This window comes from Holdemania sp. 1001095H_141210_F2 (assembly GCF_015558105.1).
Lineage (GTDB): Bacteria > Bacillota_I > Bacilli_A > Erysipelotrichales > Erysipelotrichaceae > Holdemania.
Genome location: NZ_JADNPO010000016.1, coordinates 1 through 24,907, shown reverse-complemented (window position 1 = coordinate 24,907; position 24,907 = coordinate 1). Strand labels below are relative to the sequence as shown.

Below are 24,907 nucleotides of genomic sequence, written 5' to 3'. Positions count from 1 at the left end.
GGATCATCCTCCTTCAGCGTGTACGCAGTCCTTTGGGGTATTTATTTTTAATCACGGCGCCGTCGCTCTTGCCAAAGCCGACGGGATAGCCTTCAAATCTCAGGCAGAGAAAGCCGCGCGGGGCGTTCATCGTTAACGGCAGTCCTTGCAAATAGAGCACAAGCTGGTTTTCATCCAGCTCCACGGTTTTTATAAAACGATCCTGAAGCAAGGCGGACGTATAGAAATGATGGTGCGGTTCCAGCCGATTTTTGACGATTTCCCCGGCCATTACCCCCTGCCGCAGCACCGGAATTTTATCCAGCTGGATAAATTCATGCCGCATCAGGGACAACCGGTCCTGTTCCAGATGGAAATGCAGGTTGCCGATCTCCGTCAGCTGATCGTTGAAAAAGTCCCGGGCTGCCGGCGGCAGCGGCGAACTTTTGACAAACCGCTGGCGGACTGAAGGCTGAGGCGCCCTTTTGCGCAGCTTCGCGACAAAATGACCTTCGCCCTGATCCATCGGGAAAATCCGCCGGACCTTCGCACCGTCGACAAGCCCCAGCGACAAGCCTGGCCGGCCAAACTTCACGCCGCAGTCGAGCAGCTCCATTTCCGGATGCTTCCGCAGAAACTGATCAATAACCTGTTCGTTTTCCTCCGGGGCGTACGTGCAGGTCGAATAGACAAGAATGCCTTGTTCCTTCAGCGTGAATACGGCCGATTCTAAAATTTTCTGCTGACGCAGACCGCAGGAGCGGACATGCTCGACGCTCCAGTCGGCCAGCGCCTGATCTTCCTTTTTAAACATACCTTCGCCGCTGCATGGGGCATCTACCAGAACTTTGTCCATCCAGCCCGTTAACTGCGGACACAGCTGTTCTGGGGAAGCGTGAGTGATCAGGGCTTCGCTGACGCCTAAACGTTCCAGATTGCTCATTAAGACGCGCGCCCGGCCGCCGTCGATTTCATTGGCGATCAGAAAGCCGGCATGGCCGATCCGCGCCGCGATCTGCGTACTTTTGCCGCCCGGCGCCGCGCATAAGTCCAGCACCCAGTCGCCCGGCTGCGGATCCAGCACAGTCACCGCCGACGAAGCCGATGGCTCCTGCATGTAAAACAATCCCTGGCGATGATAAATATGATTGCCCAGACCTGTTTCCGAACCGGTCAGCACAAAGCCTTCCCGGGCAAAGGGAGAGGGCGACAAGGAAGCGAATTGACGCTTAACTAAGGCATCTGGCTGGATTTTTAACAAATTGGCCCGCAAACCGCGAAAGGGCGGATTGTGCAGGGTTTCCACATAAGCGTCGTACTCCGCCCCCAGCAGCGTCTGCATCCGCTTTAAGAATTGTTCATTCATCTCCCGGCTCCTGAACAACCTCGCGGACGGCCTGTTGATCCCGGCGAAGCTGATCGACTAATTCCGTCAGCGAAGCGAATTGCTGCTCTGCCCGCAGCCGCTTGTAAAAGCGCAGCCGCATCGGCTGATCGTAAAAATCTTCCGCACAGTCCAACAGGTTTGCTTCAACCGACAGCTCGCGAACCGGATTGCAGGTCGGATTGTGGCCGATATTGATCATCGCCTTCCAACAGCGGCCTTTGCTTTCCGCTTCCCCGGCATACACGCCGCCTAAAGGCAGAAGCGTTTCCTCATCCGTTTTTAAATTTGCGGTGGGAAAGCCCCACTCGCGGCCCTTCTGACGGCCGTGAACGACCACGCCGCGGATTTCATAAGGATAGCCTAACAAACGCCCGGCCTCCGCAACGTCGCCCCGTTCCAGACAACGACAGATCCGTGAAGAACTGATCTTATCGCCCTGATCGTTGACCGCCGCGATCACCACGACGTCAAACCGTCCATCAGCTTCAGCTCTGAGCGTTTCGACACTGCCGCTGCCGAATTTTCCATAATGAAAATCAAAACCGCAGACTAATACCTTCAGACGGCAATGCTCCGCCAGCATGTCAATGAACGCCTGCGGCGACAGCTCGGCCATTTCTTTAACAAAATCCAGTACGATCACACGGTCTATTCCCATCTTGCCGGCCAGCTCGATGCGCTGCTCCAGCGTCGTTAAATGCTGCACTTTCTGCATCTTGCCGATCGTGATCCACGGATCAGGTGAAAATGTGATCAGCGCGCTGTCGCACCCCGCCGCCTTCGCCCGGCGGATCGTTTCGTCAATCAACGCCCGGTGTCCGCGATGCAGACCGTCAAAATAGCCGATGCAGGCGCAGACCGGCCCTTCCAGAACCGGCCCGCCATGCGTTTTTATCATATCTACTTTCATTGATATTTCTCCTACCATAATCCCCGCAGGCAGCGGTAAATTCCATCTTCCTGCCGTTCCATCATCGCCAGCACCTGCTTTCCGCTGACGACGCCGACGATGGGTTCCATGCTGTCCAAGTGCAGCCGCTTGCCGTTTTTAATATCCGGAATCTGCGCTGGATCCGCTTCGATCAGCGGATATTGGCTGGCAATGCCGTCATAGATGGAAACAAGCTGAAAACAGCCCTGCCGGACCTCGTTTAGCGACTGACATTGTTCTAAGGTATAGCCGCAGGCCCGAGTCCGGACCAGACTGCTCATCGTGCCCACGGTTCCCAGTTTTTCCGCGATGTCTTCGCACAAGGTGCGCACATAAGTTCCGTTGGAACAAACGACGCGGAAACGGATGACCGGAGCGGTCTGCAATAATTCGATTTCCGTGATTTCGATCGGACGTTTTTCCCGTTCGACCGCCACGCCCTCGCGGGCATATTCATACAGCTTCTTGCCGTCCTTTTTGATTGCGGATACCATCGGCGGCAGCTGCAGCGAAACGCCAAGAAAGCTGTTGAGCACCGCTTCCAGCTGCGTCGATTCAACCTCGCGAACCGGTCTGGTTTCCAACGGTTTACCCCAGATATCGCCCGTATCGGTTTTTGTGCCCAGCGTCAGCTCGGCGATGTATTCTTTCGTCTTGCCTGATAAATACGGCAGCGCTTTGCAAGCCCGGCCCAGCAGCACAACCAGGACGCCCGTCGCCTGCGGATCAAGGGTTCCGGTATGCCCGACGCTCTTGATGCCGGCGGCTTTACGGACCTGATAAACCACGTCGAACGACGTCATGCCTGCCGGTTTATTAATTAAACAAATTCCGTCCACTGTATCACTCCAAACTCCACGTTTCATTATACCAAGGCTCCCATCCGTTTGCAAAGCCTATCGCCGTATCCGCGTAAATCTCACACGGAATGTTCACCTGGGCTTCAAACAGGGCCTGTGGTATAATAGGACGGAAGTAAAAAACGTCAGGAGGACAAAACCATGAATGCGATGAAACAAATTTTAGGCTGTATCCGCAAAGCCGATCAGGACTACGGCATGATCGCCGATCACGACCGGATTGCCGTCGGCGTCTCCGGAGGCAAGGATTCGATGCTTTTGCTTTATTGCCTGCATCTTTACCAGCAGTTCTGCCGGCGGATCCAAAGCAAGCAGTTTGAAGTCGTCGGCATTCATATTCAGATGGGCTTTCCCGATATGGACTTTACGGATGCCGAAGCCTTTTTCAAACAGCGCGGCATCCGGCTGGAACTCGTGCCCAGCCGAATCTACGAGATTTTAAAAATTCAGGCCAATGCGGACGGTTCCTTGAAATGCTCGTTGTGCTCAACGTTGAAAAAAGGCGCCGTCAACCGGGCCGCAAAGGACTTCGGCTGCACGAAAGTCGCGTTTGCGCACCATGGGGACGACGCGATTGAAACCTTATTGATGAATGCGATCTATGGCGGCCGGCTGGCCACCTTCGCGCCGAAGATGTATTTATCCAACGCCGAAATGCCGTTTATCCGGCCTTTCATCTACGCCCGTGAAAATCAAATCCGCGCGGCGGTACAGAGCTGCGGCGTACCGGTTGTGAAATCGACCTGTCCGATGGATGGCTACACCCGAAGGCAGGATATGAAAGAAATGCTGGAGCGGCTGTACGCGGAATATCCAATGGCCCGCGACAACTTCCTGCTGATGCTGCACAATGAAAAGCAGCTCAGCCTGTGGCAAAAAGAACCTGCCACAGGCCAAACCGAAATTCATCCGATCAGAAAATCAGAATCTTAAAGCCGTCCGGCAGCCGCAGCTGGGCGGCTGTTTTTTGTTCGTCCAGAATCCGGTGCTCTTGGGGATCACATAAGATCAGCGGCTGACATAGATCAAATTCCTCGCGGATTTCCGGCGGACTCATCTCCTGCAGGCCTTCGACAATTTCCCGCAGCGTCAGCGACGAATCGACGCTGCATTCAAAATACGCGTCGCAGCAGACTAATTCAAAACCCAGTAAAACTTCATTTTCCATTTTATTCTATCTCCTTCAATCGTTGCATTTGTTCGTTTTGAATCCACATACTTTCCTGATCTGTTAAATTTGCTATCGTGGCAGGCACCGGGAAAAACAGCTGCTGCCGCAAGCCCGGGCCGGACCACAACGTCAATGAAAAATCAACCAGCCTGCGCCATGTGCTGCGCTGCAAATCGCTCGCTGTGCCAACCAGAACAAACGGCGCTTCTCCTTCCAAAAACGCGATGATTTCCGCTTCGTCAAGCCGGGAGACATCGACGATGGGATAAGGCCCGCCGCCAAGCTGACGGATCCTGGCGGCGCAGAGCTTCGCTTCACAGCTGAGTACAACCAGATGCTGCCGCGAATGCAGCGTCGCATAGACCGGCCTGCACAGAATTGGATCCACGCCCAGAAACACGGCTTTCTTTTTCAGCCAGCGGCGCGGCAGACGCTGCGGCAGACGCGGCAGCTGCCAGCGTTTCGGTTTATCGTTTAGAAGTGGAGAAAGCGGCCGGGCCAAAACGAAATTCAGAACGGACTCCTTCTGAACCAATCCCCAACCGCTCGCCAGCGGTTGAGTCCAGGTTCGCTCCAGCACCTCGCCAAGCTGGGCCGGCGCGGCCGGACCAAGGATATAGCGAATCCGCAGACTCTGCGTCAGACGCAGCGGCAGCCGACTGACTTGCTTCTCCGCGCACAATAAATACAGGTTTAACGACGGACCTTCTTCCAAAAGCTGCTGAAACAGCGCCAGATTGTCATAACGTTCCAGAATTGTGCTGAGCTGAAGCGTCAGGACAAACAACGGAATTTCAGCGGATTGACGCTGCCGCAGACCGCGCTTAAGCAAGCTGAAAAATCGTTCCATCAATTCCGGCTGCTGTAACGTCAGAACTTCGATAACCGCGGGTTCCGCATAGAACTGCGGCAGCTGATCCAGCGGATCCAGCACGACAAACTCAGCCGCTTGGTCAAACCGTCCCGCGCTTTGGATCAGACATCGCAAGAAGGCCTCCTGTGGCGCCGCTTCCTCACTGATGAACAAACCATGCGCCAAAGGGTGAACAATCACCGGCGTGGCGCGATGCTGCGGATCATCGCCGACGCCCAGCACCAGCCCGGCCGTCTGTTTTTTCAGCTCGGCCAAATCCACCGCCGCCGGCAGCGGCGGCCACAGCGGTGGCGCAGACAAACCGCGGCGGTCCGCTTCCCGCAGCATCGCTGCCATCAGCGCTTCACTTTGGCGCAGGCTGTTATTTTTACCCCGCCGCACCTCGCGGATCGGCTGCAGCCGGGAATCCAGCCAGCGGATAATGGGATCCGGCGTCTGCTTACCGCCTAACCACGCGCATTGTCCCTGGATTAGATCCTGCTGGCTCAGCAGCAGAAATTGTCCCGGCCGGGTTAACCGCAGCGCTTTATCGCAATGCAGTATTTCCTGACTGTCCTGTTTCTGCGCCACTTTTAAACAGAGCTTAAAATTGAAATTGCTCCACATCTGTTCGTCGACGATGCCCGCCGGCCGCTGTGTCGCCAGGATCAGGTGCAATCCCAGGCTGCGTCCGATCCGGCAGATCTGGATCAAATCCCGCATAAACTCCGGCTGCGACTGCTTCAGCTCGGCGAATTCGTCAATAATCAATACGCAATGGGCCAAAGGTGTCAACTGCGGGTGGTCAAGACACAGCTGGCGGTAATGATCCAGATCGGCAACGGGCTGCTTTAACCGTGTCTGCGCCTGAGCGAAACAGCGCTGCCGGCGTTCGCATTCCTGCCGCAGGTAGATCAAAGATCGTTCTGCCCCACCTTCTGCGACATTGTTCAGTTGAGCACAGCAATGCGGGATCAGCCGCCCTTGAAAACGCAGCTGCTCGATCAGGCTGCCGCCTTTGTAATCAATGACCGCAAACTGTAATTGATCCGGACTGTAATGCCAGGCCGCTGACAAGACGAGCGTTTCCAACAGCCGGCTTTTACCGCTGCCGGTCATCCCGGCGATTAAGCCATGCGGTCCCTGGCCTTTTTCATGCAGATCCAGAATTACCGGCTGGCCTTGTTCATCCAGCCCCAAAGGAATTCGCAGCTGCGTCAGGCGTGCCGACTCCTGCCAGGGCGGACAGCCGATTCCCGCCTGGCCCAGCAAACTTTGAATGTCAACCTGCCGGCTGGACGGCCGGCTTTTCTGTCCATAGCGGTACAGTGCCAGCGCACTGTCGCGGAAGCTTTTCGCATAGCTGAAATCCACGTCGAATTCCTGGCAAAGCTGACGTGAGCGCGTCAGAATCCGGCCATGTCCCTGCTCAATGATCAAAATTCGCTGCGCTGCCAGCCGCAGATCCTCCGATCGGGCCGCCAACTGCCACACGCAGGATTTCGGCTTCGACGCTTCCCAATAAGCAGCCGCGCCCGGATCGCTCACCAGCGTCCACGTCGGAACAGGAATTTCCTGAATCTGCCGCCGGCCGCGATCCCAATCTTCCCGTTTCGTCCAGATCCGCCGCAATCCTTGTTCGTCATAAATCTGCGGCAGCCAGCAAAGCGTTTCAAAGAGAATTTCAGGCACCGGACCGATCCAGGCCAGAGCCAGGCTTTGCGCTTGGTGATGGAGCGCCAGCGTCATTAAAATCGTATTGAAAAAAGCAGCCAGCGATTTTTCATCGCAGACTAAACCGACTCGTTCCCACTCAAAGAGATCCCAGGGAAGCGGCGCGGCAGCAGTGAAGGGATGGGTTGTTTGCCAGGCGTCGATCTGTTGCTTGACCGTTTGATCCGCGGGTTGATGCAAATCCAGTGTGTCCAGATTTATTTCAGGAATCAGCGTCAGCCGCTGGCGGCCTAAACTGAGCTTGCCGAACAGCGGATGAGCACTGTCGGTATCAAAAACAGATTGTTCTTCAATTTGCCTTTTTAGCGCGTCAGCCTCCGGATAGCGCTGCGACAGAAACACCGTCGTTTCCCGCAGCGCCGTTTGGCAGCTTTGTTCCCACCCTTCCAGCACGTCCGCCAGCCATTGTTTGCGCCGACGCCGATCACGCCTGTTTAACAGATGATTCACGGCCAGCTGAACCAGCGGCCAGAACACCGCCGAAACCATCATGACGGCCGGCATCAGCACCATCATCCCTGCCGCCCCCTGACCTAACGACAAGCCGACGGCAATCGACGCCGCGCCCATCATCAGCGAAGGACCGATCGTCAGTACGCTGAAAGTCATGGGTCTGAGCTTGACTGGGGGGCCCGGGGGCAAGTGCAGCGGACATCGGGGATAGACGGGATAAAACTGAAAAGTCGGATGAAAGGGAAGCGGCAGCTTATCCGGCGGCTGGTACATCCAGTCGGCTAAAGCCTGCCGGCGCAGCGGCTTCAGCTTGATTTTGAGCTGCATTCCCGGATTGTTGAGTGCGATGAATGCCGGATGAATCAGGATCGTTACTGCAGCAAACTGCAGGCGCATTCCCGCTTCCAGCCGGGTCTGACGCTGATGGACGCCGTTGACGATCATACCGGGAAACTGCGTTGTTTCCTTCGCCAGATTCTGATCGAAGTCAAGTATTGCCCACGGTTCGTCCTGATCGCCGCAGGGTTCGCTCAACCGCTGGTCATTAAGCATCCAGCAACCCTGCGGACGCTGATAGAGCGTGTATTGATTAAATCCGGTCTCATCAAAGGTATAAAAGAGGTCAATTTTCTCATAGAACGGCAGATAACAAAGCTCGTCATGCCGCCGGCTGATCAGGCGGCAGCGGCGCGGACTGTCCAGAAACTGCAGTGTGTCGCTGAGCTGCAGCTGCCACCCTTCCTTCTTTTGCGTAATCGCCAGCACGCTGTCCGCTTCAGGGGCAAAGAATAAGCCGCGCTGCGGATGGACATGACGGATCGCCAGTCGGTGCTGCCACAGGATGCAGACGATCATGCCGCCTCAGCCCGCACATGAATATGACAGCTTGTCTTGTAGGTTTCCGACGGATCGCTGATCGTGACGATCGCATCCCCGGCTTTGACTGCCCGCACCTTGCCGGTCTGCACGACGGTAGCCACCCCCGGATCGTCCACGGAATACATCAGATCCGACACCGTCACGCCTTCCGGCAGTCCGCGGATCACAATCTGTCCGCTTTGATTCGGACTTAATATCAACAAAACTTCCGCCAGCTCGATCCGATCAGTTTGTACAATCGGAGCCGTGGTCGGCGCTGGTGAGGAAGAAGGCTCACCGCGGGTGCAGCGATCCACAAAGATCCCGTTTTCCAGATGCGTGCGGCCATGGGGATTGAGCGTCGCGTTGTTCTCATTCAGGATTGAAAATGTCCGGCCCATGCCAAACCGACCGGCTAACGACTCCGGAGAATTGATTTCCAATTCCAGAATACCGTGAACGTTTAAATCGCTGCAGAACTGCAGATTCGCATGAACCGGCTGACTTTCCAGGGGTAACTCTCCCGCTGCCCGGGATTCCAGTTCGCCGTTTTGGCTGATCCAGGCCGTCGTGCGCATCACGCCGCGCAAGCCTGTCTGCAGCATCAGATCCATCAGTGAAATCCCGGCTGCCCGGGCGGAAGCATCCAGGGCCGCAGTCATCTTGGCCGAGCCCTGAAAGATGAAATCATGCCGGTGTTCAAGCTGATGGATCGGCCGCAGAACGCCGTTTCTTATTTCCATGCCCACGCTGCCCTCCTGACTCAGAAGCAGCTCGATCTTGCCGCCGGCATAACAATGCAGCTGCAGGGTTAAAAGCAGGTCGACGATCGGAAACTGCGGTACAGGCAGTTTGATCCTGGCGATCGGGATGATCGTGTCGGCGTCCTTGCGCGTGCTTGTAAAGGAAGCGGTCAGCGAGTTTAACAGTGTGTGCGGATCCAGACCAGAAAAGTCGCTGGTCAGCGTATTGGACACCCCGCGCGTCAGACCGGCCGATTCGTTCATCACAAAGTCCAGCTGCAGCCGGCCATCCCTGCTCAAGCCGTTCCATTCGATCACCGGATGCAGTCCGGTCAGATCATAGTCCATCTGCAGCGTCGCGCTGTTGGCCAGCTTTTTTGCGGCATGGACATGAATTCCGCTGGCGGCCACGCTCCAGCTTACCTGCGTTTTGCCAACTTCAAACTGCTGCTTCATCAACGCAAACCGCGGTTCCGCCCTTTCCGCGGCATTCATTGCAAGGGACAGAAGTTCTTCACCGTTCTGCCCATAAGGCTCGATCTCAGCCTGACTCCAATCCGCATCAAACGCCAGTTTAAACTGCGTTTCGGCCAGCCACGTCTGCGGATCCTCTGGATGGACTTCAGCCATGATCTGACCTTCGGTTTCAACGATCGAATCCGTGATGTAGATTTGACGGGAATCCGGATCGGTAAACCAGCTTCCCAACTTTCCAGTCTGTCCGGGATTCAGCACAATCCTTCCCGTTTCATCCGGCCGTCCCTCTCCATTCCATAACCCGGCTGCTTCCCACTCAAACACCAGCGTCTTTGCTTCAGACTGGTTGAGCTGCCGCGTCAATTCCTTCAATGACGCTGCCGCTTCCTCCGCCGTCAGCCAGCCTTTTAGCTTCGTCAGAAATCCCAGCGTCTGGCAGCGCTCTAATGATGGATCTTCACCATCGTAAGCCTGAAGCAGATTGAGACAGGCCGCCTGCCGTGAAACCCGCTGCCGGTCCATCTCCACTTCCACGCCCCAATCTTTCAAGGCGGCCAGGCCGGCGGCGGAATCGTCAAAAAACAACGTTTCCGCCAACATCTTCGCCCAATCGCACCGCAAAACTCCCGTCGGCTGCGGCATACAGCCCTCCGCCATCATCAGCACCGTCAGCCCCGCGGCGAAAAGACTTCTCCAGCGCCCGCGCATACGCTAAAATGAACAGGCGTTGTTCTGAATCGTCGCTTCCAGCGTATCATAGCTGGACACGGCGGTATCCAGAAACCGGGCGTACGACTCGATGATCTGCTTCTGGGTTTCAAACTGCGCCGCAAACTGATTGAAACGCTGGCGGATCGCCTCCGAGCCGTCGCTCTGCCACACCATCGCCAAATCGTTCATCTGTTTCTTCGCTTCGATTAATGCGCTGTAAATTTGTTCATTGCAGACGCGAATTGCACCGGAAGTATCCTTAACTCCCGCTAATGAAATCTTCAAGTTATCCATTTTCAATTCCTCCCTTTAATTGACCAGCCGGCTGGCCTGCGCCGCCAGTTCTTCCTGCATCTGCCGGTAGCTTCGCGCCGAGGCTTTTAAGAATTCGCTGTACTGCTGCATCAGCAGCTCGACCCTTCGGAAATCATCCTGATAGCCCTGGATCTGCGTTGTAAACGCCAGATTGTCCCGGCCGATCCAGGTGTTCGCCGCCATCAGCTCTACCCGCTCGTACAGCCGTGCGACCGTCCTTTCCACCTCCTGCCGCAGCTGCTCGATCTGTCCGGCACACGCTTCCAGCCGGGTTGGTTCCACCGCAATCGTTCTCATTGTGTTCTCCTTTCTGCACGCCCCTAGTATTAATATTGCGGTTTTTTCGAAAAAGCCTTCCAAAAAAAGGAAAAAAGTTGAAAAAAAACAAAAAAAATCCTGTCCGATTCATTTCAGACAGGATTTCCGGTTAAGCTTTGTGATTGATTTGCGAAATAATCGAGTCGATCCGCTCTCCTTTTTCCAGCGAATCGTCGAGCTTGAAAATCAAATCCGGAACCTTGCGGATCGAAAGCCGTTTGCCCAGCTCCGAGCGGATAAAACCCTTTGCCCGGTTGAGTGCCTTCAGACCTGCTTGCTTGCGTTCTTCCTTGCCTAAGAAAGAAACGTAAATCGTAGCGTAGGAGTAGTCGTTGGTCACCTGCACGTCAGTAATCGTGACGAATCCGACGGACGGATCCTTCAGGGAAAACTGAATGATATCCGTGACGTCTTTGAGGATGATCTGCGCTACCCGTTCTTGTTTGACAGACATGAGCGTCCCTCCTGTTTCTTCAGGAAAAGCGTTTCCTTAATTCTGAGGAACCTCCTGATCGGCGTAGGCCTCAATCAGGTCGCCTTCCTTAATGTCGTTAAAATTCATGATCGTTAAGCCGCATTCATAACCGTTGGTGACTTCCTTGGCGTCGTTCTGGAAACGCTTCAGCGAGCCCAGCTGGCCGTCGTAAACGACGATACCCTGACGGATTAAACGCACCTTGCAGTCCTTGACCAGCTTGCCGTCGGTCACCATGCAGCCGGCGATCGTGCCGATCTTGGAAACCTTGAAGGTCTGACGGACTTCCGCCTGTCCGATGACGACTTCCTCGTACACCGGCGCCAAAAGGCCCTTCATCGCCAGTTCCATTTCCTCCATGGCTTTGTAGATGATGTTGTGCAGACGGATCTCGACGCCTTCTTCTTCCGCTTTTTTACGCACATTGGCGTCCGGGCGGACGTTGAAGCCGTAGATCACCGCTTTGGAAGCGCTCGCCAGCATGACGTCGGATTCGCTGATCGTCCCGGCGGTCGAACGGATGACGTTGACCTTGACACCCTGGACATCCAGCTTTTCCAGCGAGGACTTGACGGCTTCCGCCGAGCCCTGCACATCGGCCTTGACGATAACCGGAATTTCCTGAACCTCACCAGCTTCGATCTGACGCGCCAGATCGTCTAAGCTCATTGCGGAACTGCTCTTGCGTTCCTGCTCGATCTTGGTCTGGGAACGGCGTTCCGCAATCGCACGGGCCTGCTTTTCATTGTCGAAGACCTTGAACATATCGCCCGCTACCGGAACATCGTTTAAGCCGATGATCTCAACCGGCGTCGATGGCCTGGCTTCCTTGATTTCACGGCCGCGGTCGTCGGTCATCTTTCTGACCTTGCCGAAGCAGGCGCCGACAACGATGCAGTCGCCGGTGTGCAGCGTGCCGTTTTGAACCAGCAGCGTGACGACCGGTCCGCGGCCCTTGTCAAGCTTCGCTTCAATAACCGTACCGGTCGCGTTGCGCTTCGGGTTGGCTTTCAGCTCGCGCATTTCCGCAACGACCTGAATCGTTTCCAGAATATCCTGGACGCCGTCGCCCTGCTTCGCCGAACACTTGACGAAGATCGTATCGCCGCCCCATTCTTCCGGCAATAAGCCCAGATCGGCCATCTCGTTCATGACGCGGTCCGGGTTCGCAGCCGGCTTGTCCATCTTGTTGACGGCGACGATGATCGGAACGTCCGCTGCTTTGGCGTGGTCGACGGCTTCCTTGGTCTGCGGCATGACGCCGTCATCCGCGGCGACGACGATGATACAGATATCCGTCACCTTCGCCCCGCGGGCGCGCATTGCGGTAAACGCTTCGTGGCCCGGCGTATCCAGGAACGTGATCTTCTTGCCCTGGACGCTGACCTGATAGGCGCCGATATGCTGCGTGATGCCACCGAATTCGCCCTCGACGACCCGCGTCTTGCGGATCGTGTCCAACAGCGTCGTTTTGCCGTGATCGACGTGCCCCATGATCGTAACGATCGCCGGGCGCTGCACGAGATTCTCCGGATTTTCTTCGACTTCGTCTTCCAGACTGTCCTGATCCACCGGAATTTCTTTCTTGACTTCCACGCCGTACTCCATGCAGACCAACTCAATCGTTTCGTCATCCATCGAGCTGTTGATCGTCACCATTTTGCCCAGCATAAACAGCAGCTTGATGATATCGCTGGCATTGCGATTCATCTTCTGCGCTAATTCCCCGACGGTAATTCCTTCCTCGTAGGTAATGCTGGTTACGGCTTCCATCTTCGGCCGTGGGTTATAGGAATTATTGGAATTGTTGGATCTGTGGTTATTCCGTCTTCCCGAGTTATTCCTTCTTTGTTGTTTAGCCAATACCTTCACCTCATTTCATAACTGCATCCTGAATAGACCGGGCCAGTCCCTCGTCCAGAACCGCGCATGCGATCCGTCTGGGCTGGCCGAGCGCGGCCGACAGTTCTTCAGCCGTCCCCTCGACTATCCAGTCAACGCCGTAGAAACGGCATTTATCCTGAATCTTCTTCTGCGCGTTGCTACCGCAGTCCGCGCAGAGAAGAACCAGCTTCGCTTTGTTTTGACGGATTGCCGCCATCACGCTGTCCCCGGTTGCGACCTTGCGGGCGCGGGAAGCGATTCCCAACAATCCTGAAACCTTGTTATTCACCGAGAACCTCGCGGATTTTATCATAAACTTCTTCGGGGATCTCGCATTCCAGAGCGCGCTTCAGACTTTGCCGCTTGATCGCCAGCTCCAGCGCCGCCGCGTCCCTTTTCAGATACGCCCCGCGGCCGTTCAGCTTGCCGGTCAGGTCCACTTCCACCGTGCCCTGCGGCGTTTTCACAATCCGCAGCAGTTCCTTTTTCGGACACTGTTCCTGCGTTGCGACGCATTTGCGCATCGGTATTTTCTTCATCGTACTCCCTCCCGTCTTTCCGGTTTATTTTTCTTCGTCGTAGTATTCGTCGAATTCATCGAAATCGATATCGTCCTCGATCCAGCTGTTCTGCGCTTCCAACTCTTCCTGACGGCGGATTTCCTCCAGCTCTTCCTCTGAATAGACTGGCTTGAATTCGTAGTCCTTATCCTTCTTCAGATCTTTCAGACGCAGCTTGCGGTCATCCTCGCGGACATTCTTGCGGCGGCGCAGCGGCGCTTTTTCTTCGGTATGCGCCGAAGACTGCGTCGGATCAGCCAGCCGTTCAAAGCGGGATACATATTCGCGGCGTTCGCGAACCTCACGCTTGGCGCGGACCGGTTCCTCTTTCTTGACAGACGCTGCCGGTTTGACTTCCGGCTGCACTTCAACCGGTTTAACTTCCGGCTGAATTTCCGGCTTTGTCAGCATTTCTTCTTCCGCAGCCTCCGGTTCCGGTTCGACTTCCGCTTCCGCCTGCGGCGTTTCAACGGCCGCTTCCTGGACAACTTCCGTTTCCGCAGAAACTTCCGGTGCTTCGACCGCAGCTTCCGATTCGGCCTCCGGCTCTGTTTCAACTTCCTGAACGCCAGCCTCTTCCAGCTGCTTGGCGATCCGCTGTTCTGCCAGCCGCTTCTGTTCCTCAGCGGCAAACTGCAGCATCATCGTCTTCCAGTCGATGCCCTGTTCCTCGATCTCGCCGGCCGTCTTAATATCGATCCGCATGCCGGTCAGCTTCACGGCCAGACGGGCGTTTTTGCCCTTCTTGCCGATCGCCAGCGACAGCTGGTTGTCCTCAACGACGACTAGCAGCGAACGCTTGTCCTCGGTTGGCAAGACCGCCAGAATCTGAGCCGGAGCCAGCGCGTTTTTAATCAGCTCGCTGATGTTGTCGCTCCACTCGAAGATATCAATTTTCTCACCCTTCAGCTCGTCGATGACGACCTGAACACGGCTGCCGCGCGGACCGATGCAGGCGCCGATCGCATCGACGTCCGGATTGTTCGACCAGACGGCCATCTTCGTCCGTTCCCCGGCTTCACGGGCAATCGCCTTGATCTCGACGACACCCTGATAGATTTCCGGAACTTCTTTTTCAAACAGACGCTTGACCAGCTTCGCGTCGGAACGGGAAACCAGCACCTGCGCACCCTTGGTATCTTTGTTGCATTCGGTGATGACGACACGGATGCTCTGACCTTCGACGTAGCGTTCGCCCGGGATCTGAGCGGCGCGCGGCATCAGCGCCATCGTCTTTCCCAGATTGACGACGACAAACTTCTCCTCGACCGACTCGATCATGCCGGTGACCATTTCGTCCAGCTGATCGATGTATTCATCATAAACCGCCTGCTTCTCCGCCTCACGGATTTTCTGCTTCATGACGTTTTTTGCCAGCAGCGCGGCGGCCCGGCCGATCTGGCTGATATCCACTTCGCGGTCGACTAAATCGCCCAGCTGATAACCTTTATCCTTGACCTCGGCCAGCGCGATCTCCAGCTCTTCATCCTCGACTTCCTCAACGACGGTATATTGCTGGTACACATGAATCTGACCGTTGGCTTCGTTGATGTCGACGCGAACCAGCACGTCCGGGATGTCGATGTGTTTGCGATAGGCTTTGGCTAAAGCCTCCTGCAGCGCGGCGATGACGATTTCCTTGGTGATCTTGCGGTCATCCTCGATCGTCTGCATCGCCTTCAAAAATTCTTTGAAATTCATTGCGATTTCTCCTCCAAGTCCTTACAATTTCACAGCCAGGCGGATCTTTTCAATCTGATCCAGTTCCACCTGAGCCTTGCGGGTTACAGCTTTATCGCGATAGCTAAGGGTCAGGGTGGTTTCGTTCATTTCCAGTAAATCGCCGGTGATTTCCATCATCGACTTGACCGGGCTTTTTAACCGGACGAAGACATGCTTACCCAAAGCGCCGCGGATTTCTTCCTCATTGCGCAGTTCGCGTTCCGCGCCGGGCGAGCACACCTCCAGAAAGTATTCAAAGCTGATCCAATCGTCATGGGCATCCAGAGCTTCGGAAATTTTCTCCGAGACTAAGGCGCAGGTATCGATGTCCATAGATCCGTCAGCTCTCATCACTGCGATCTGAAGAATCCGGGATTTCTTTTCGTTCACCCATTTCAGATCGTAAAGCTGAATGCCAAGGGAGTCCAGGACAGGCAGAATCAACGTCTTGATGTTTTCCAACTGTTCCATTTTTCTCTCCTTATAACATGAATGAAGGAGTGGCTTTCACCACTCCTGCTGTTTCTTTATGCACTCTTACTATACACAGAATTGGCGTAAAAATCAAGCGTTTTCTGAACTTCGGCCCCGCTTTTCAGACGTTTTTCTCACAGTTTTTTCTCTTCATCGACTTTACGGCGGAATTTCAGCAGTCCCAGATACCGCAAAACAGCCAGACTCCAATGCAGCCGGGCGCCGATGCAGAAGACGACGAGAAAAACGATCACCAGCGTTTGTTCCGGCAGAAAGAGCTTCAGAATCGTAAACACCAGGATGAACAGGATCAGCGCCGCAACTGGAAACAGCTGCATCAGCGAAGCCGCAAACGGCTCCATTTCAATGCGGTAATGACAGTGCGGACAGTCGAATTCCCGGACTTCATTGAGCTGCGAAGCCGGAATTTCTTCGTGGCAGACAGGACATTCGATTTTCATAACGACCGCTTCCTTTTTGAGAACAGATTCTCCCGCCTCTATTATAACAGGAAAATCCGCCCGCAGGCGGATGATTTCCCAGATTTGATTCAAATGAGTTATTTTGTATTGCAGCCGGGCTTTTTCCAGTTTCCAATTAAAACAGACTCAGCTGGTTCTCTTCCTGCATGCCTTCCAGCGTGCCCAGCACCTCGAGCTTGCGCATCAGCGTTTGGGAGAGCTGGGTACGGTTTAATAAATCTTCTTTGGATAAGAACTCGCCCTGTTGGCGGGCTTCTACGATCGACTTGGCGACGTTGGCGCCCAGACCGTCGACTGTCGTAAACGGCGGGATGATCGTCTTGAGATCGTCCGGCAGCACGCGGAATTCCGTCGCCAGGGATTTGTCGATATCAATGTTGGAAAAGCGATAGCCGCGAGCGTACATCTCCAGACAAGCCTCGAACATCGAGTACAGATCTTCGTCTTTCTTGGTGACCTGACGCTTGGTTTCCGGATTCGATTTCATCGCCTGAATCTCGTCCATCCGCCGCTTGATCGCGTCCATGCCCTTGACCATCGTTTCGATTTCATAGGCATCGCAGCGCAGCGTGAAGAACGCGACATAGTACCAGTAGGGATGATGAACCTTAAACCACGCGATGCGGATCGCCATCATGACGTAGGCGACGGCATGGGCTTTCGGGAACAGATACTTGATCTTTAAGCAGCTGTCGATATACCATTGCGGAATGTTGTTTTCCTTCATCAATTCGATCCATTCCGGTTTTAAGCCCTTGCCCTTTCGGACACTTTCCATAATGAAGAATGAATCCTTCTTCGGCATTCCCTTTTCAATCAGATAGGTCATGATGTCGTCACGGCAGCCGATGACGTCGTGCAGCGTCAGCCCGCCGTCGATCAGATCCTTGGCGTTGTTCAGCCAGACGTCGGTACCGTGGGACAGACCGGAAATCCGCAGCAGTTCGGAGAACGTGCTCGGACGGGTCAGCTCCAGAATACCGCGGACAAACTTCGTGCCGAATTCCGGCAGGCCGACCGCCCCGGTCGCCTCGCTGTACACCCGCGGATCGGCTTTCAGCGCGTCGACGGAATTGAAAATCGACATCGTTTCCGGATCGTTCATCGGAATCGTCGTCGGATCGATCCCGGAGATGTTCTGCAGCAGACGCATCGCCGTCGGATCGACGTGGCCGAGGATATCGAATTTCAAGACGTTGTCATGGATATCATGGAAATCGAAGTGCGTCGTTTTCCATTCGGAATCCGGGTTATTGGCCGGATACTGAACCGGCGTAAAGTCATAGACGTCCATGGAGCTCGGGATGACGATGATGCCGCCAGGATGCTGGCCGGTCGTCCGCTTGACGCCCTCGCATCCGTTGGCTAATCGCAGCCGCTGCGCCTGACGCATGTTTTCCAAGCCCATTTCCTCCGCATAGCCGCTGACATAGCCAAACGCCGTCTTCTGGGCGACCGTGCCGATCGTCCCGGCGCGGAATACGTGATCCTCGCCGAAAACTGTTTTCGTAAAGGCATGCGCCTTATCCTGATATTCGCCCGAGAAGTTCAAGTCGATATCCGGAACCTTATCGCCTTCAAAACCCAGGAAGGTTTCAAACGCGATGTCATGGCCGTTGACGATCATCTCCGCGCCGCATTTCGGGCATTTCTTCGCTGGCAGGTCAAAACCGGACTTCACCGAGCCGTCGGTGATGAATTCAGAGTGCTGACAATCCGGGCAGACGTAGTGCGGGATCAGCGGATTGACCTCGGTGATTCCCGACATCGTCGCGACAAAGGAGGAGCCGACCGAGCCTCGCGAGCCGACCAGATAGCCGTCTTCGTTGGACTTCTTGACCAGCAGATGGGAAATGTAGTAAATAACCGCGAAACCGTTGCCGATAATCGAGTTCAGCTCACGCTCCAGCCGTTTTTCCACGATTTCCGGCAGCACTTCGCCATAGGTTTTATGCGCGTTCTCATAACAGATCGTTTTCAGCTTCTCTTCGGAACCTTCGATGACTGGCGTATACAGCTTGTCATGTACTGGCAGCACCTTTTCCACCTGATCGGCGATCGCGTTGGGGGCTTCGACGACCAGCTCATAGGCCAGCTGCCGATCCTCAACCCAGTCGAACGCCTGAAGCATCTGATTGGTCGTTAAGAAATGCTGATCCGGCGTTACGGTGCGGGAGCGCCGTTCCTTATCATAGATATACAAAGGATGTCGGACGCCGCCGATCCCCTGCGTCTGGATGTAGATATCGCGCAGGATTTTTTCTTCCTTTTTGCAATAGTGGACGTCGCCGGTCGCAACGACCGGTTTGTTCAGCTTCTTCGCCGTCCGGATTATCCGCATCAGCACCTGCTTCAGCCGATCGGTATCCGGCAGGGAATGAGATTCAACCAGCGGCCGGTAATTCTCCAGCGGCTGGATTTCGATGTAATCGTAAAAAGCGATCGCCGCTTCAAGATCCTGCTGGTTGCGGTTAGCTGCCAGCTCGAACACCTCGCCGTTGTAGCAGGCCGAGCCGATCAGCAGATTCTCGCGCAGCTCCTGGATGCATCGCCGCAAAATCCGCGGTTCAGCCAGAAATTCTTCGCCGCTGCTTTTGGAATTGGCTTTGCCGAAGACCGCCAGATAATCGGTATTGGACAGCGTAACCAGCTTGAACAGATCCTTCAGTCCGGCCTGATTCTTGGCGATCACGTTGACATGACGCTTCATGACTTTGACAAACGCTTTTTCATCCTGCAGATTCTGCAGATCGGCGACAGTCTGCGCGCCGCGGTCCTTGCATTCCTTGATCATCAACATGAACACGCTGGCCAGCACGTCGGCATCGTAATCCGCGCGGTGCGCGACTTCTTCGTCGTAGGTAATCCGGTAATGGCGGGCGATGTTGCCCAGACGGTAACTGCGGCGGTCGGAATGCAGCGCACGCGCCAAATCCAGCGTATCGACGACCGGATTGGTCAGCGGCGCCATGCCGATGCGTTTGAGTTCTTCGTTGAGAAAGTTGTAGTCAAAGGTCGCATTGTGGGCGACCAGCACTTTATCGCCGATGAAATCAACCAGCTCCTGTGCCACCTCGGCAAACGGTTTGGCCTGGGCGACGTCTTCGTTGGTAATGTTGGTCTTTTCTGAAATAAAGGCGTTGATCGGCACCGGCGGCTTGACGAACAGCTGTTTGGTTTCCTTGATCTCGCCCCGTTCGATCACGACCGCGCCGAATTCGATGATGTGATCAAAGCTGCAGGATAAGCCGGTGGTTTCCAGGTCATAGACGACATACGCCGTATCGCTCAGCGAATCGGCGCGCGGATTGCGGATGATCGTCAAAAACTCGTCGACCATGTTCATTTCAACGCCGTAGAGAATTTTAAATTCGCGGTCCTTGTTGCCCTTGAGCAGCTTGGCGGCGCAGCTCTGCGCCTTCGGGAATGCCTGGCAGGCCATGTGATCCGTGATCGCGATCGCGCGGTGCCCCCATTTAAACGCCTGCGTCACCAATTCCTCGACTTCGCAAACGCCGTCCATTTCCGATTTATTCGTGTGACAGTGCAGCTCGACGCGCTTGACGTCGGCCGTATCCTGTTCCTCTTCCTTCTTTTCCAGCTTGACGATGTCGTCCGGGAAAAACACCAGCTCCTTGGCAAAGGAATCATAGCGGACTGAACCATACACCCGCACGTCGTCCCCGACACCGACCTCGTTCAGCTTTTCCTTCGGACAGCGGGCGCTCTCAAACCGCTTGCAGGTAATCGCGTCGTCGTTATCCTTGACATAAAGCGTCTGAATCTCGTTGCCGGTCTTTTTGATCGTCACTGAATCTTTTTCAAAAATCGTGCCGGTAAACTGGACATTCTGAATTTCGTCGTTGATTTCCTTCAATGTCAGCACGGTATAATCTTCCATCTTCGTGCGGCGGGAGCGATAGCTCGGCTTATCCGCAGAAAACGCCGGCTTGGCCTGCGGCTTCGGGGCTTCCTTGGGCATCTTGACCTCGATCTGGGTGAAGCTGGCCGCGCGGCAGGAAAACTCAAAATCATAGCTGATCCCTGCGTTCTGCATGAAGTGATCGAGTTCTTCCCGACAGGCCGTCGCCTGCTGCTTCAGCGTTTCGTCGGCAAACAGACAATCGACAATCTGATCCCTGACCGTTGGGATCGCGTCTTTCAACCCCTGACCAAAACGTGAGTGCTCGCTGAAATATTTACAATATTTCAACATTTCGCCAGAATCAAGATCACAGACGTCCGCGCTGATCCGCAGCTCAACCGGACAGCCGATCAGCTTGATCAGACCGTCGTTAAAGCACTGCAGCTGTTCCAGCGGCAGCGTCCGCGGCAGCTGAAGCTCCAGCACAACCTTTTTTTTCGCGGTAATAAATTTACAATGCGTGATTTTTCCCTGTTCAAAATAAGCGCTGTCCAGTCCTTCGAACTGAACCTTGCTTAGCGTTTCTTTTAATTCGATTGTTCCCATTGGCGCATCTCCATCCTGTTCCTGGGTATCATTCTACCATTTTTCATCCTGAAATAGAATTGAAAATATCTTTCATCCGCTTGTCAGACAAGTGAAAAGAAACCGGCGTTGGCCGCAAACCACCTCAGGAATAAACGAGATGGACAACCTTAACCAAGGCTTTTTCGCAGGTGTAACAGCGATGACCGGCTTTTCAAAAGCAAAAAAACCGGCGCCTTTTTCAGCGAACCGGTTCTTTACATAATTAAAAGTCAAATTGAATGACAGATCAGAAGATTCCGCCCAGCAGGGAGGCGACCGCTTTCGCCAGCATGCCGAACAGTGAAAAGTCGTTGCCGGCATTGATCAGCATCCAGTTGGCGATCGTATGCGAATACGCCAGCGCCGAGAAGCCGACCATGACAACCATCACCGCCGCGGCCACAAATGTGCCGATCACCGCGCCGCGCAGGCCGCCCTGGCCTTCGCCCAGAATCGCCGCCGTGCCGCACTCGAAGAACGAAGTGATGACTAACGGAACCAGCATAATGCCGAAGACCTGCGTCGCGTTGCAGATCAAAATCAAAACGGTCGAGGTGATCATCGCGACGACAAAGCCGATCAGAACGGCATTCGGCTTGTAGGTAAACAGCATCGGGCAGTCGTAAGCCGGAATCGCGTTCGGAACGACTTTCTCCGAAATGCCCTTGAACGCCGGAACGATCTGGCTGATCAACATGCGCACGCCCTGCAGCAGCAGGATCAAGCCCGCGCCGTAATTCAAACCCTGCGCAATCGCTACAACGACGACGTTTTCGCCTTCGCCCAGCATCGTTGGAATCGTCAGGCCGACGATCACAAACATCACGAAGATGACCAGACAGCCGGTAATGGAGATCTCACGGAAGAACGACAGCGCCTTCGGAATTTGAATATCCTCCGTCGATTTTTCTTTATTGCCGACTTTGGAGGCGACAAACCCGGAAATCAAGCCGAGATAGCCGGTCGGATGGCCCAGCAGAAAGCTGTTGTCCCGGGTGACCGCAAACGTGTATTTCTTGAGCGCCCACGGCATCAGCGACCAGTATAATGCGGAACAGATCGCCCCAAAGAGAATCAGCGGCATTCCGCGCAAACCGCCTTCAACCCCGGCGGCCACAAAGATAAACGGGAACCACCAGAGCATGTGGCCGGTTAAGAAAATCGTTTTGACCGGCGTGAAACGGGCGATCAACAGATGCAGGATCATCCCGATAAACATCGCCATGCCGATATCGCCGCCAAAGGAAGCGGTAAAGGTCGCGTCGTTGAGACCTTCGGCAACGGTGCCGTTCAGCGACTGGAACGCCGTGTTGATCGGCAGAATCGACTGTACCAGCATCGAGACGCCGGTGTTGAGGATGACCATGCCGAAGGCTGTCATCAGCGCGCCCTTGACGATCGTGCCGAATGGTTTTTTCTGCAGCGCCAGTCCGAGGGCTGCGATCAAGCCCAGCAGAACCGGCGGATTGCGAAAGATACTGTTAATTATAAAATTCATCAATTCCATAGTGTAAATCCCCTTTCGACTTACTGTTTTTCATTGAGAAACTGGCGGACCTGGCTTTCGACTTCGCTCAGATCCATGTAGCGGGTAACGGCAAAAACAGGAACGGAAACACTCTGCGACAATTCGGGCTGCAGCTGCGGGCTTGTAAAAATAGCGTCGCAGTCCGCACTGTGGGCTGACGTCAGATCGGTGTTCTCCACTTCCACGTCCAATCCCAGCTTGTCCGCGACTTTCTGTAAGCTCATCGCCAGGATCAGACTGGATCCGACGCCAAAGCCGCACACGGCAACAAATTTCATAACGCTCACCTCCTTTATCGAACGTTTTTATCTAAGATGGATCCTGCCGGATCAATCTCAAGATCTCTTCCGCACTGCCCTGACACAGCTTGTCAATGTTGGCCTGATCGTACAGAATCTCAGTCAGTTCAGCTAACGCGCGGATATGCGAGGTACTGTCCACCGTCGCCAAAACCGCGAACAAATTGACGGGTTTTCCCAACAGGTCCACCGCTTCCTTCACGGAAAGAATCGCCATGCCCAGCCGGTGGACATGCAGAGCGCCGCTGGCATGCGGCAGCGCAAAGCGGTCGGCCAGCACAATGTAAGGACCATACTTTTCAATCGAGGCGATCATTTCCTGAATGTATTCCGGATCGATACTTCCGTCATAAACCAGAGGCTGCGCCGCCTCGGCTATCGCGGACTGCCAGCTGTCGACATGATCTAATACACGGATTTTATCGGATGTGATCAGTTCTTTTAACATAGGACTTCCCCTTTCTTCTTTATGTTTGTATAACAAGGCTTCCAATTCTCTGACCAGCGCCGGACGGTTTTGGATGACACAGTATTTTTCGATCACCTGCAACAGCGGCTGGATTTCCGGACCGGAGTCCGGCATCGGTATCCCCGCACATTTTTCCATCAACAAACAGACGTCCTGACGATTCAGCAGCGGGTTGACCTGAATCAGTTTCTCATCATAGCCTTCAATCGGCATTGTAGACACAATATAATCGTAAGGAACCGTAAGCTGCGGCAGGCGCTGCAGCGATACCTGATCGACAATCTGGATCAGCGGCACGCTTTGTTCGATCTGAATCTGAAGCATTTTGGAGACCATCAGTCCCTGCGGACAGACGAGCAGAATCCGATTGCGCATTCGCCGGTGATTTTCCTGACTGCGCAGCACCCCGCCGAAATAGGCGGTGAGAAAAGCGATTTCTTCTTCCCGAATCCCTTTGAATTCCGGAAAGATTTGTTCGTCTTCCAGAATCAGACGAATCATGGTAAACAATTCGAAGTACCGGGACTTAATCTCATCAAGACAGAAATTTCGAATTGGAAACTGAAATTGAATCCGATAATAAGAGGCCAGAAGATGCTGCGCAATACTGCGCCGGATCGTTTCACGGTCTTCGATAACCACTGCCATCCGACTCTCAAAACAGGTGATCAGCCGCGTCACGCCCTGATCGATAATCGTCTGTTTTTCACCTGCGCTCAGCGTTGTCAAAGAGCTGATAAACGCTGTGAGATAGGCTGCTTCCAGCGGATCGTTGATTTTCAGATCAGCCGCGACTGACTGACGGTAATGGAAGGCCTGCGTTTCCAGCGTCCAGTCGGCTCGGATCCGGCATTTCTTAGTCATTCGTAATCGGACAAACCGAAGCATGGCTGAAAGCAGCGCCAGCGAATAATCCGCTAAGCCCAGTTGATTTTTCTGATTAAACGTAAGGATTTCACTGCTGATGCGGTTGATCAGATTGTTATCGTTGTACAGGCAGTATATATAGCGGTCGCGGATTTGATTTTCATCGCCGCGGATCTGATAGGCGCCCTCGTCATAGCGTAATTCAATGCCCTGCGCCTCCAGCTGAACGCGGAGTTCATTCATCAGATAGGTCATCGTGGAATGACTGATTTGAAGCTTCTGTTCCATCTGTTCCAATCTTGGAAAATCATCACACAGAATTTTATATAAAATAAACTCCAGCTTTTCCTCCGTTCCCTGCAGCGTGAGTTCCTGATCGGCGATCATCTGGCTGACCCGTTGCAGATCGCCCACAAAGACCAGTTGTCCCGCGATTTTTTTCAGCTGCGCGCAATGGCGCAAACAATAATTTATTTCTTCAATGTCATAGTAGAGCGTACGTTTGGAAACATGGAGTTTCTCCAACGCCGTTTCAAAAGGAAGGCCCGGCGACTGCAGAATCCAGCGGATCAGCTCGCTTTGTCTTTTCTTCATGGTTTCTCCTTTTCTTTATTATTTCTTATTTATTATAGTGGGACAAGAACGGCTTCTTGCACAGGAGAAACAAACTTTTGCACGCCATCACAAAAACCTCTGCTTCGGCTCGCTTTTGCTTCTGATCCTCACTTTCCAGAATTCTGTTTTTATGCAGAAGCTGAACCTCAAACGTATTTTCCGATTTCCATGTTGAAAAATCTGCCTGCCGGCGATAATAGGGTAGAGGGAAAATAAATTTCGCCCCTCCCATTGCACCGTACGTACGGAT

Annotated in this window: 21 protein-coding genes; 1 reads left to right on the top strand and 20 read right to left on the bottom strand. The window is 54.3% G+C overall.

The window, feature by feature from the left end; genetic code table 11:
- Nucleotides 1-13: 13 nt before the first annotated feature.
- Genes I2G61_RS10515 through truB form a run of 3 tightly spaced genes read right to left on the bottom strand, consistent with a single transcriptional unit; the run spans nt 14 to nt 3,163 of the window.
- Nucleotides 14-1,345, bottom strand: coding sequence for an RsmF rRNA methyltransferase first C-terminal domain-containing protein (locus I2G61_RS10515; protein ID WP_072684286.1), 1,332 nt, complete (start codon nt 1,343-1,345; stop codon nt 14-16).
- Nucleotides 1,338-2,276 carry a riboflavin biosynthesis protein RibF gene (ribF, locus tag I2G61_RS10510; protein ID WP_072684285.1) on the bottom strand — a complete coding sequence of 313 codons (939 nt, stop codon included), beginning with the start codon at nt 2,274-2,276 and terminating at the stop codon, nt 1,338-1,340. Before ribF ends, I2G61_RS10515 begins: the two co-directional genes overlap by 8 nt.
- A gap of 11 nt (nt 2,277-2,287) precedes the next feature.
- Nucleotides 2,288-3,163, bottom strand: coding sequence for a tRNA pseudouridine(55) synthase TruB (gene truB, locus I2G61_RS10505; protein WP_229100742.1), 876 nt, complete (start codon nt 3,161-3,163; stop codon nt 2,288-2,290).
- Between the two features lie 135 nt (nt 3,164-3,298).
- Here truB and I2G61_RS10500 point away from each other — a divergent pair, with 135 nt between their 5' ends.
- Nucleotides 3,299-4,090, top strand: a complete 792-nt coding sequence (locus I2G61_RS10500) for a tRNA 2-thiocytidine biosynthesis TtcA family protein (protein ID WP_072684283.1) — start codon at nt 3,299-3,301, stop codon at nt 4,088-4,090.
- Here I2G61_RS10500 and I2G61_RS10495 read toward each other — a convergent pair.
- The 17 genes from I2G61_RS10495 to I2G61_RS16500 form a co-directional block, all read right to left on the bottom strand.
- On the bottom strand, nt 4,071-4,325 hold the full coding sequence (locus I2G61_RS10495; protein ID WP_072684282.1) for a hypothetical protein: 255 nt from the start codon (nt 4,323-4,325) through the stop codon (nt 4,071-4,073). The two genes, I2G61_RS10500 and I2G61_RS10495, sit on opposite strands and share 20 nt — an antisense overlap.
- Before the next feature lies 1 nt (nt 4,326).
- Nucleotides 4,327-8,223: an FtsK/SpoIIIE domain-containing protein gene (locus I2G61_RS10490; protein WP_195548258.1), complete on the bottom strand. Its 3,897-nt coding sequence runs from the start codon at nt 8,221-8,223 to the stop codon at nt 4,327-4,329.
- On the bottom strand, nt 8,220-10,088 hold the full coding sequence (locus I2G61_RS10485; protein WP_072684280.1) for an Ig-like domain-containing protein: 1,869 nt from the start codon (nt 10,086-10,088) through the stop codon (nt 8,220-8,222). Before I2G61_RS10485 ends, I2G61_RS10490 begins: the two co-directional genes overlap by 4 nt.
- A gap of 69 nt (nt 10,089-10,157) precedes the next feature.
- Nucleotides 10,158-10,451, bottom strand: coding sequence for a pore-forming ESAT-6 family protein (locus tag I2G61_RS10480; protein WP_072684279.1), 294 nt, complete (start codon nt 10,449-10,451; stop codon nt 10,158-10,160).
- A 15-nt stretch (nt 10,452-10,466) separates the two neighbouring features.
- Entirely contained in the window at nt 10,467-10,769 is a 303-nt protein-coding gene (locus I2G61_RS10475; protein WP_072684278.1) for a WXG100 family type VII secretion target, read from the bottom strand.
- Nucleotides 10,770-10,899: 130 nt separating this feature from the next.
- Nucleotides 10,900-11,244 (bottom strand): 30S ribosome-binding factor RbfA, encoded by a 345-nt coding sequence (rbfA, locus tag I2G61_RS10470; RefSeq protein ID WP_072684277.1) that lies wholly within the window; start codon nt 11,242-11,244, stop codon nt 10,900-10,902.
- Nucleotides 11,245-11,280: 36 nt separating this feature from the next.
- Entirely contained in the window at nt 11,281-13,128 is a 1,848-nt protein-coding gene (gene infB / locus I2G61_RS10465) for a translation initiation factor IF-2 (protein WP_072684276.1), read from the bottom strand.
- Between the two features lie 10 nt (nt 13,129-13,138).
- Entirely contained in the window at nt 13,139-13,438 is a 300-nt protein-coding gene (locus I2G61_RS10460; RefSeq protein ID WP_083538496.1) for a ribosomal L7Ae/L30e/S12e/Gadd45 family protein, read from the bottom strand.
- Nucleotides 13,431-13,688 (bottom strand): RNase P modulator RnpM, encoded by a 258-nt coding sequence (rnpM, locus tag I2G61_RS10455; RefSeq protein ID WP_006059090.1) that lies wholly within the window; start codon nt 13,686-13,688, stop codon nt 13,431-13,433. Before rnpM ends, I2G61_RS10460 begins: the two co-directional genes overlap by 8 nt.
- A gap of 24 nt (nt 13,689-13,712) precedes the next feature.
- Nucleotides 13,713-15,410: a transcription termination factor NusA gene (nusA, locus tag I2G61_RS10450; RefSeq protein WP_195548257.1), complete on the bottom strand. Its 1,698-nt coding sequence runs from the start codon at nt 15,408-15,410 to the stop codon at nt 13,713-13,715.
- A gap of 21 nt (nt 15,411-15,431) precedes the next feature.
- Complete coding sequence (gene rimP / locus I2G61_RS10445) at nt 15,432-15,902, bottom strand: ribosome maturation factor RimP (protein ID WP_020223702.1); 471 nt, start codon at nt 15,900-15,902, stop codon at nt 15,432-15,434.
- A 137-nt stretch (nt 15,903-16,039) separates the two neighbouring features.
- Nucleotides 16,040-16,366, bottom strand: a complete 327-nt coding sequence (locus tag I2G61_RS10440; RefSeq protein WP_072684273.1) for a hypothetical protein — start codon at nt 16,364-16,366, stop codon at nt 16,040-16,042.
- A gap of 136 nt (nt 16,367-16,502) precedes the next feature.
- Nucleotides 16,503-20,858 (bottom strand): PolC-type DNA polymerase III, encoded by a 4,356-nt coding sequence (locus I2G61_RS10435; RefSeq protein ID WP_229100741.1) that lies wholly within the window; start codon nt 20,856-20,858, stop codon nt 16,503-16,505.
- A 268-nt stretch (nt 20,859-21,126) separates the two neighbouring features.
- Entirely contained in the window at nt 21,127-22,386 is a 1,260-nt protein-coding gene (locus I2G61_RS10430) for a PTS ascorbate transporter subunit IIC (protein ID WP_139248601.1), read from the bottom strand.
- 20 nt (nt 22,387-22,406) lie between these two features.
- Entirely contained in the window at nt 22,407-22,685 is a 279-nt protein-coding gene (locus tag I2G61_RS10425; protein WP_072684272.1) for a PTS sugar transporter subunit IIB, read from the bottom strand.
- A gap of 31 nt (nt 22,686-22,716) precedes the next feature.
- Complete coding sequence (locus I2G61_RS10420) at nt 22,717-24,636, bottom strand: BglG family transcription antiterminator (protein ID WP_072684271.1); 1,920 nt, start codon at nt 24,634-24,636, stop codon at nt 22,717-22,719.
- Between the two features lie 25 nt (nt 24,637-24,661).
- Nucleotides 24,662-24,907, bottom strand: a 246-nt coding sequence (locus I2G61_RS16500) for a hypothetical protein (RefSeq protein ID WP_229100740.1), incomplete at its 5' end; no start/stop codon positions are given.

Coding starts and splice junctions, on each gene's coding strand:
- I2G61_RS10515 (WP_072684286.1), bottom strand. CDS start 1,345: ATGAATGAACAATTCTTAAAGCGGATGCAGACGCTGCTGGGGGCGGAG.
- ribF (WP_072684285.1), bottom strand. CDS start 2,276: ATGAAAGTAGATATGATAAAAACGCATGGCGGGCCGGTTCTGGAAGGG.
- truB (WP_229100742.1), bottom strand. CDS start 3,163: ATGAAACGTGGAGTTTGGAGTGATACAGTGGACGGAATTTGTTTAATT.
- I2G61_RS10500 (WP_072684283.1), top strand. CDS start 3,299: ATGAATGCGATGAAACAAATTTTAGGCTGTATCCGCAAAGCCGATCAG.
- I2G61_RS10495 (WP_072684282.1), bottom strand. CDS start 4,325: ATGGAAAATGAAGTTTTACTGGGTTTTGAATTAGTCTGCTGCGACGCG.
- I2G61_RS10490 (WP_195548258.1), bottom strand. CDS start 8,223: ATGATCGTCTGCATCCTGTGGCAGCACCGACTGGCGATCCGTCATGTC.
- I2G61_RS10485 (WP_072684280.1), bottom strand. CDS start 10,088: ATGCCGCAGCCGACGGGAGTTTTGCGGTGCGATTGGGCGAAGATGTTG.
- I2G61_RS10480 (WP_072684279.1), bottom strand. CDS start 10,451: ATGGATAACTTGAAGATTTCATTAGCGGGAGTTAAGGATACTTCCGGT.
- I2G61_RS10475 (WP_072684278.1), bottom strand. CDS start 10,769: ATGAGAACGATTGCGGTGGAACCAACCCGGCTGGAAGCGTGTGCCGGA.
- rbfA (WP_072684277.1), bottom strand. CDS start 11,244: ATGTCTGTCAAACAAGAACGGGTAGCGCAGATCATCCTCAAAGACGTC.
- rnpM (WP_006059090.1), bottom strand. CDS start 13,688: ATGAAGAAAATACCGATGCGCAAATGCGTCGCAACGCAGGAACAGTGT.
- nusA (WP_195548257.1), bottom strand. CDS start 15,410: ATGAATTTCAAAGAATTTTTGAAGGCGATGCAGACGATCGAGGATGAC.
- rimP (WP_020223702.1), bottom strand. CDS start 15,902: ATGGAACAGTTGGAAAACATCAAGACGTTGATTCTGCCTGTCCTGGAC.
- I2G61_RS10440 (WP_072684273.1), bottom strand. CDS start 16,366: ATGAAAATCGAATGTCCTGTCTGCCACGAAGAAATTCCGGCTTCGCAG.
- I2G61_RS10435 (WP_229100741.1), bottom strand. CDS start 20,858: ATGGGAACAATCGAATTAAAAGAAACGCTAAGCAAGGTTCAGTTCGAA.
- I2G61_RS10430 (WP_139248601.1), bottom strand. CDS start 22,386: ATGGAATTGATGAATTTTATAATTAACAGTATCTTTCGCAATCCGCCG.
- I2G61_RS10425 (WP_072684272.1), bottom strand. CDS start 22,685: ATGAAATTTGTTGCCGTGTGCGGCTTTGGCGTCGGATCCAGTCTGATC.
- I2G61_RS10420 (WP_072684271.1), bottom strand. CDS start 24,636: ATGAAGAAAAGACAAAGCGAGCTGATCCGCTGGATTCTGCAGTCGCCG.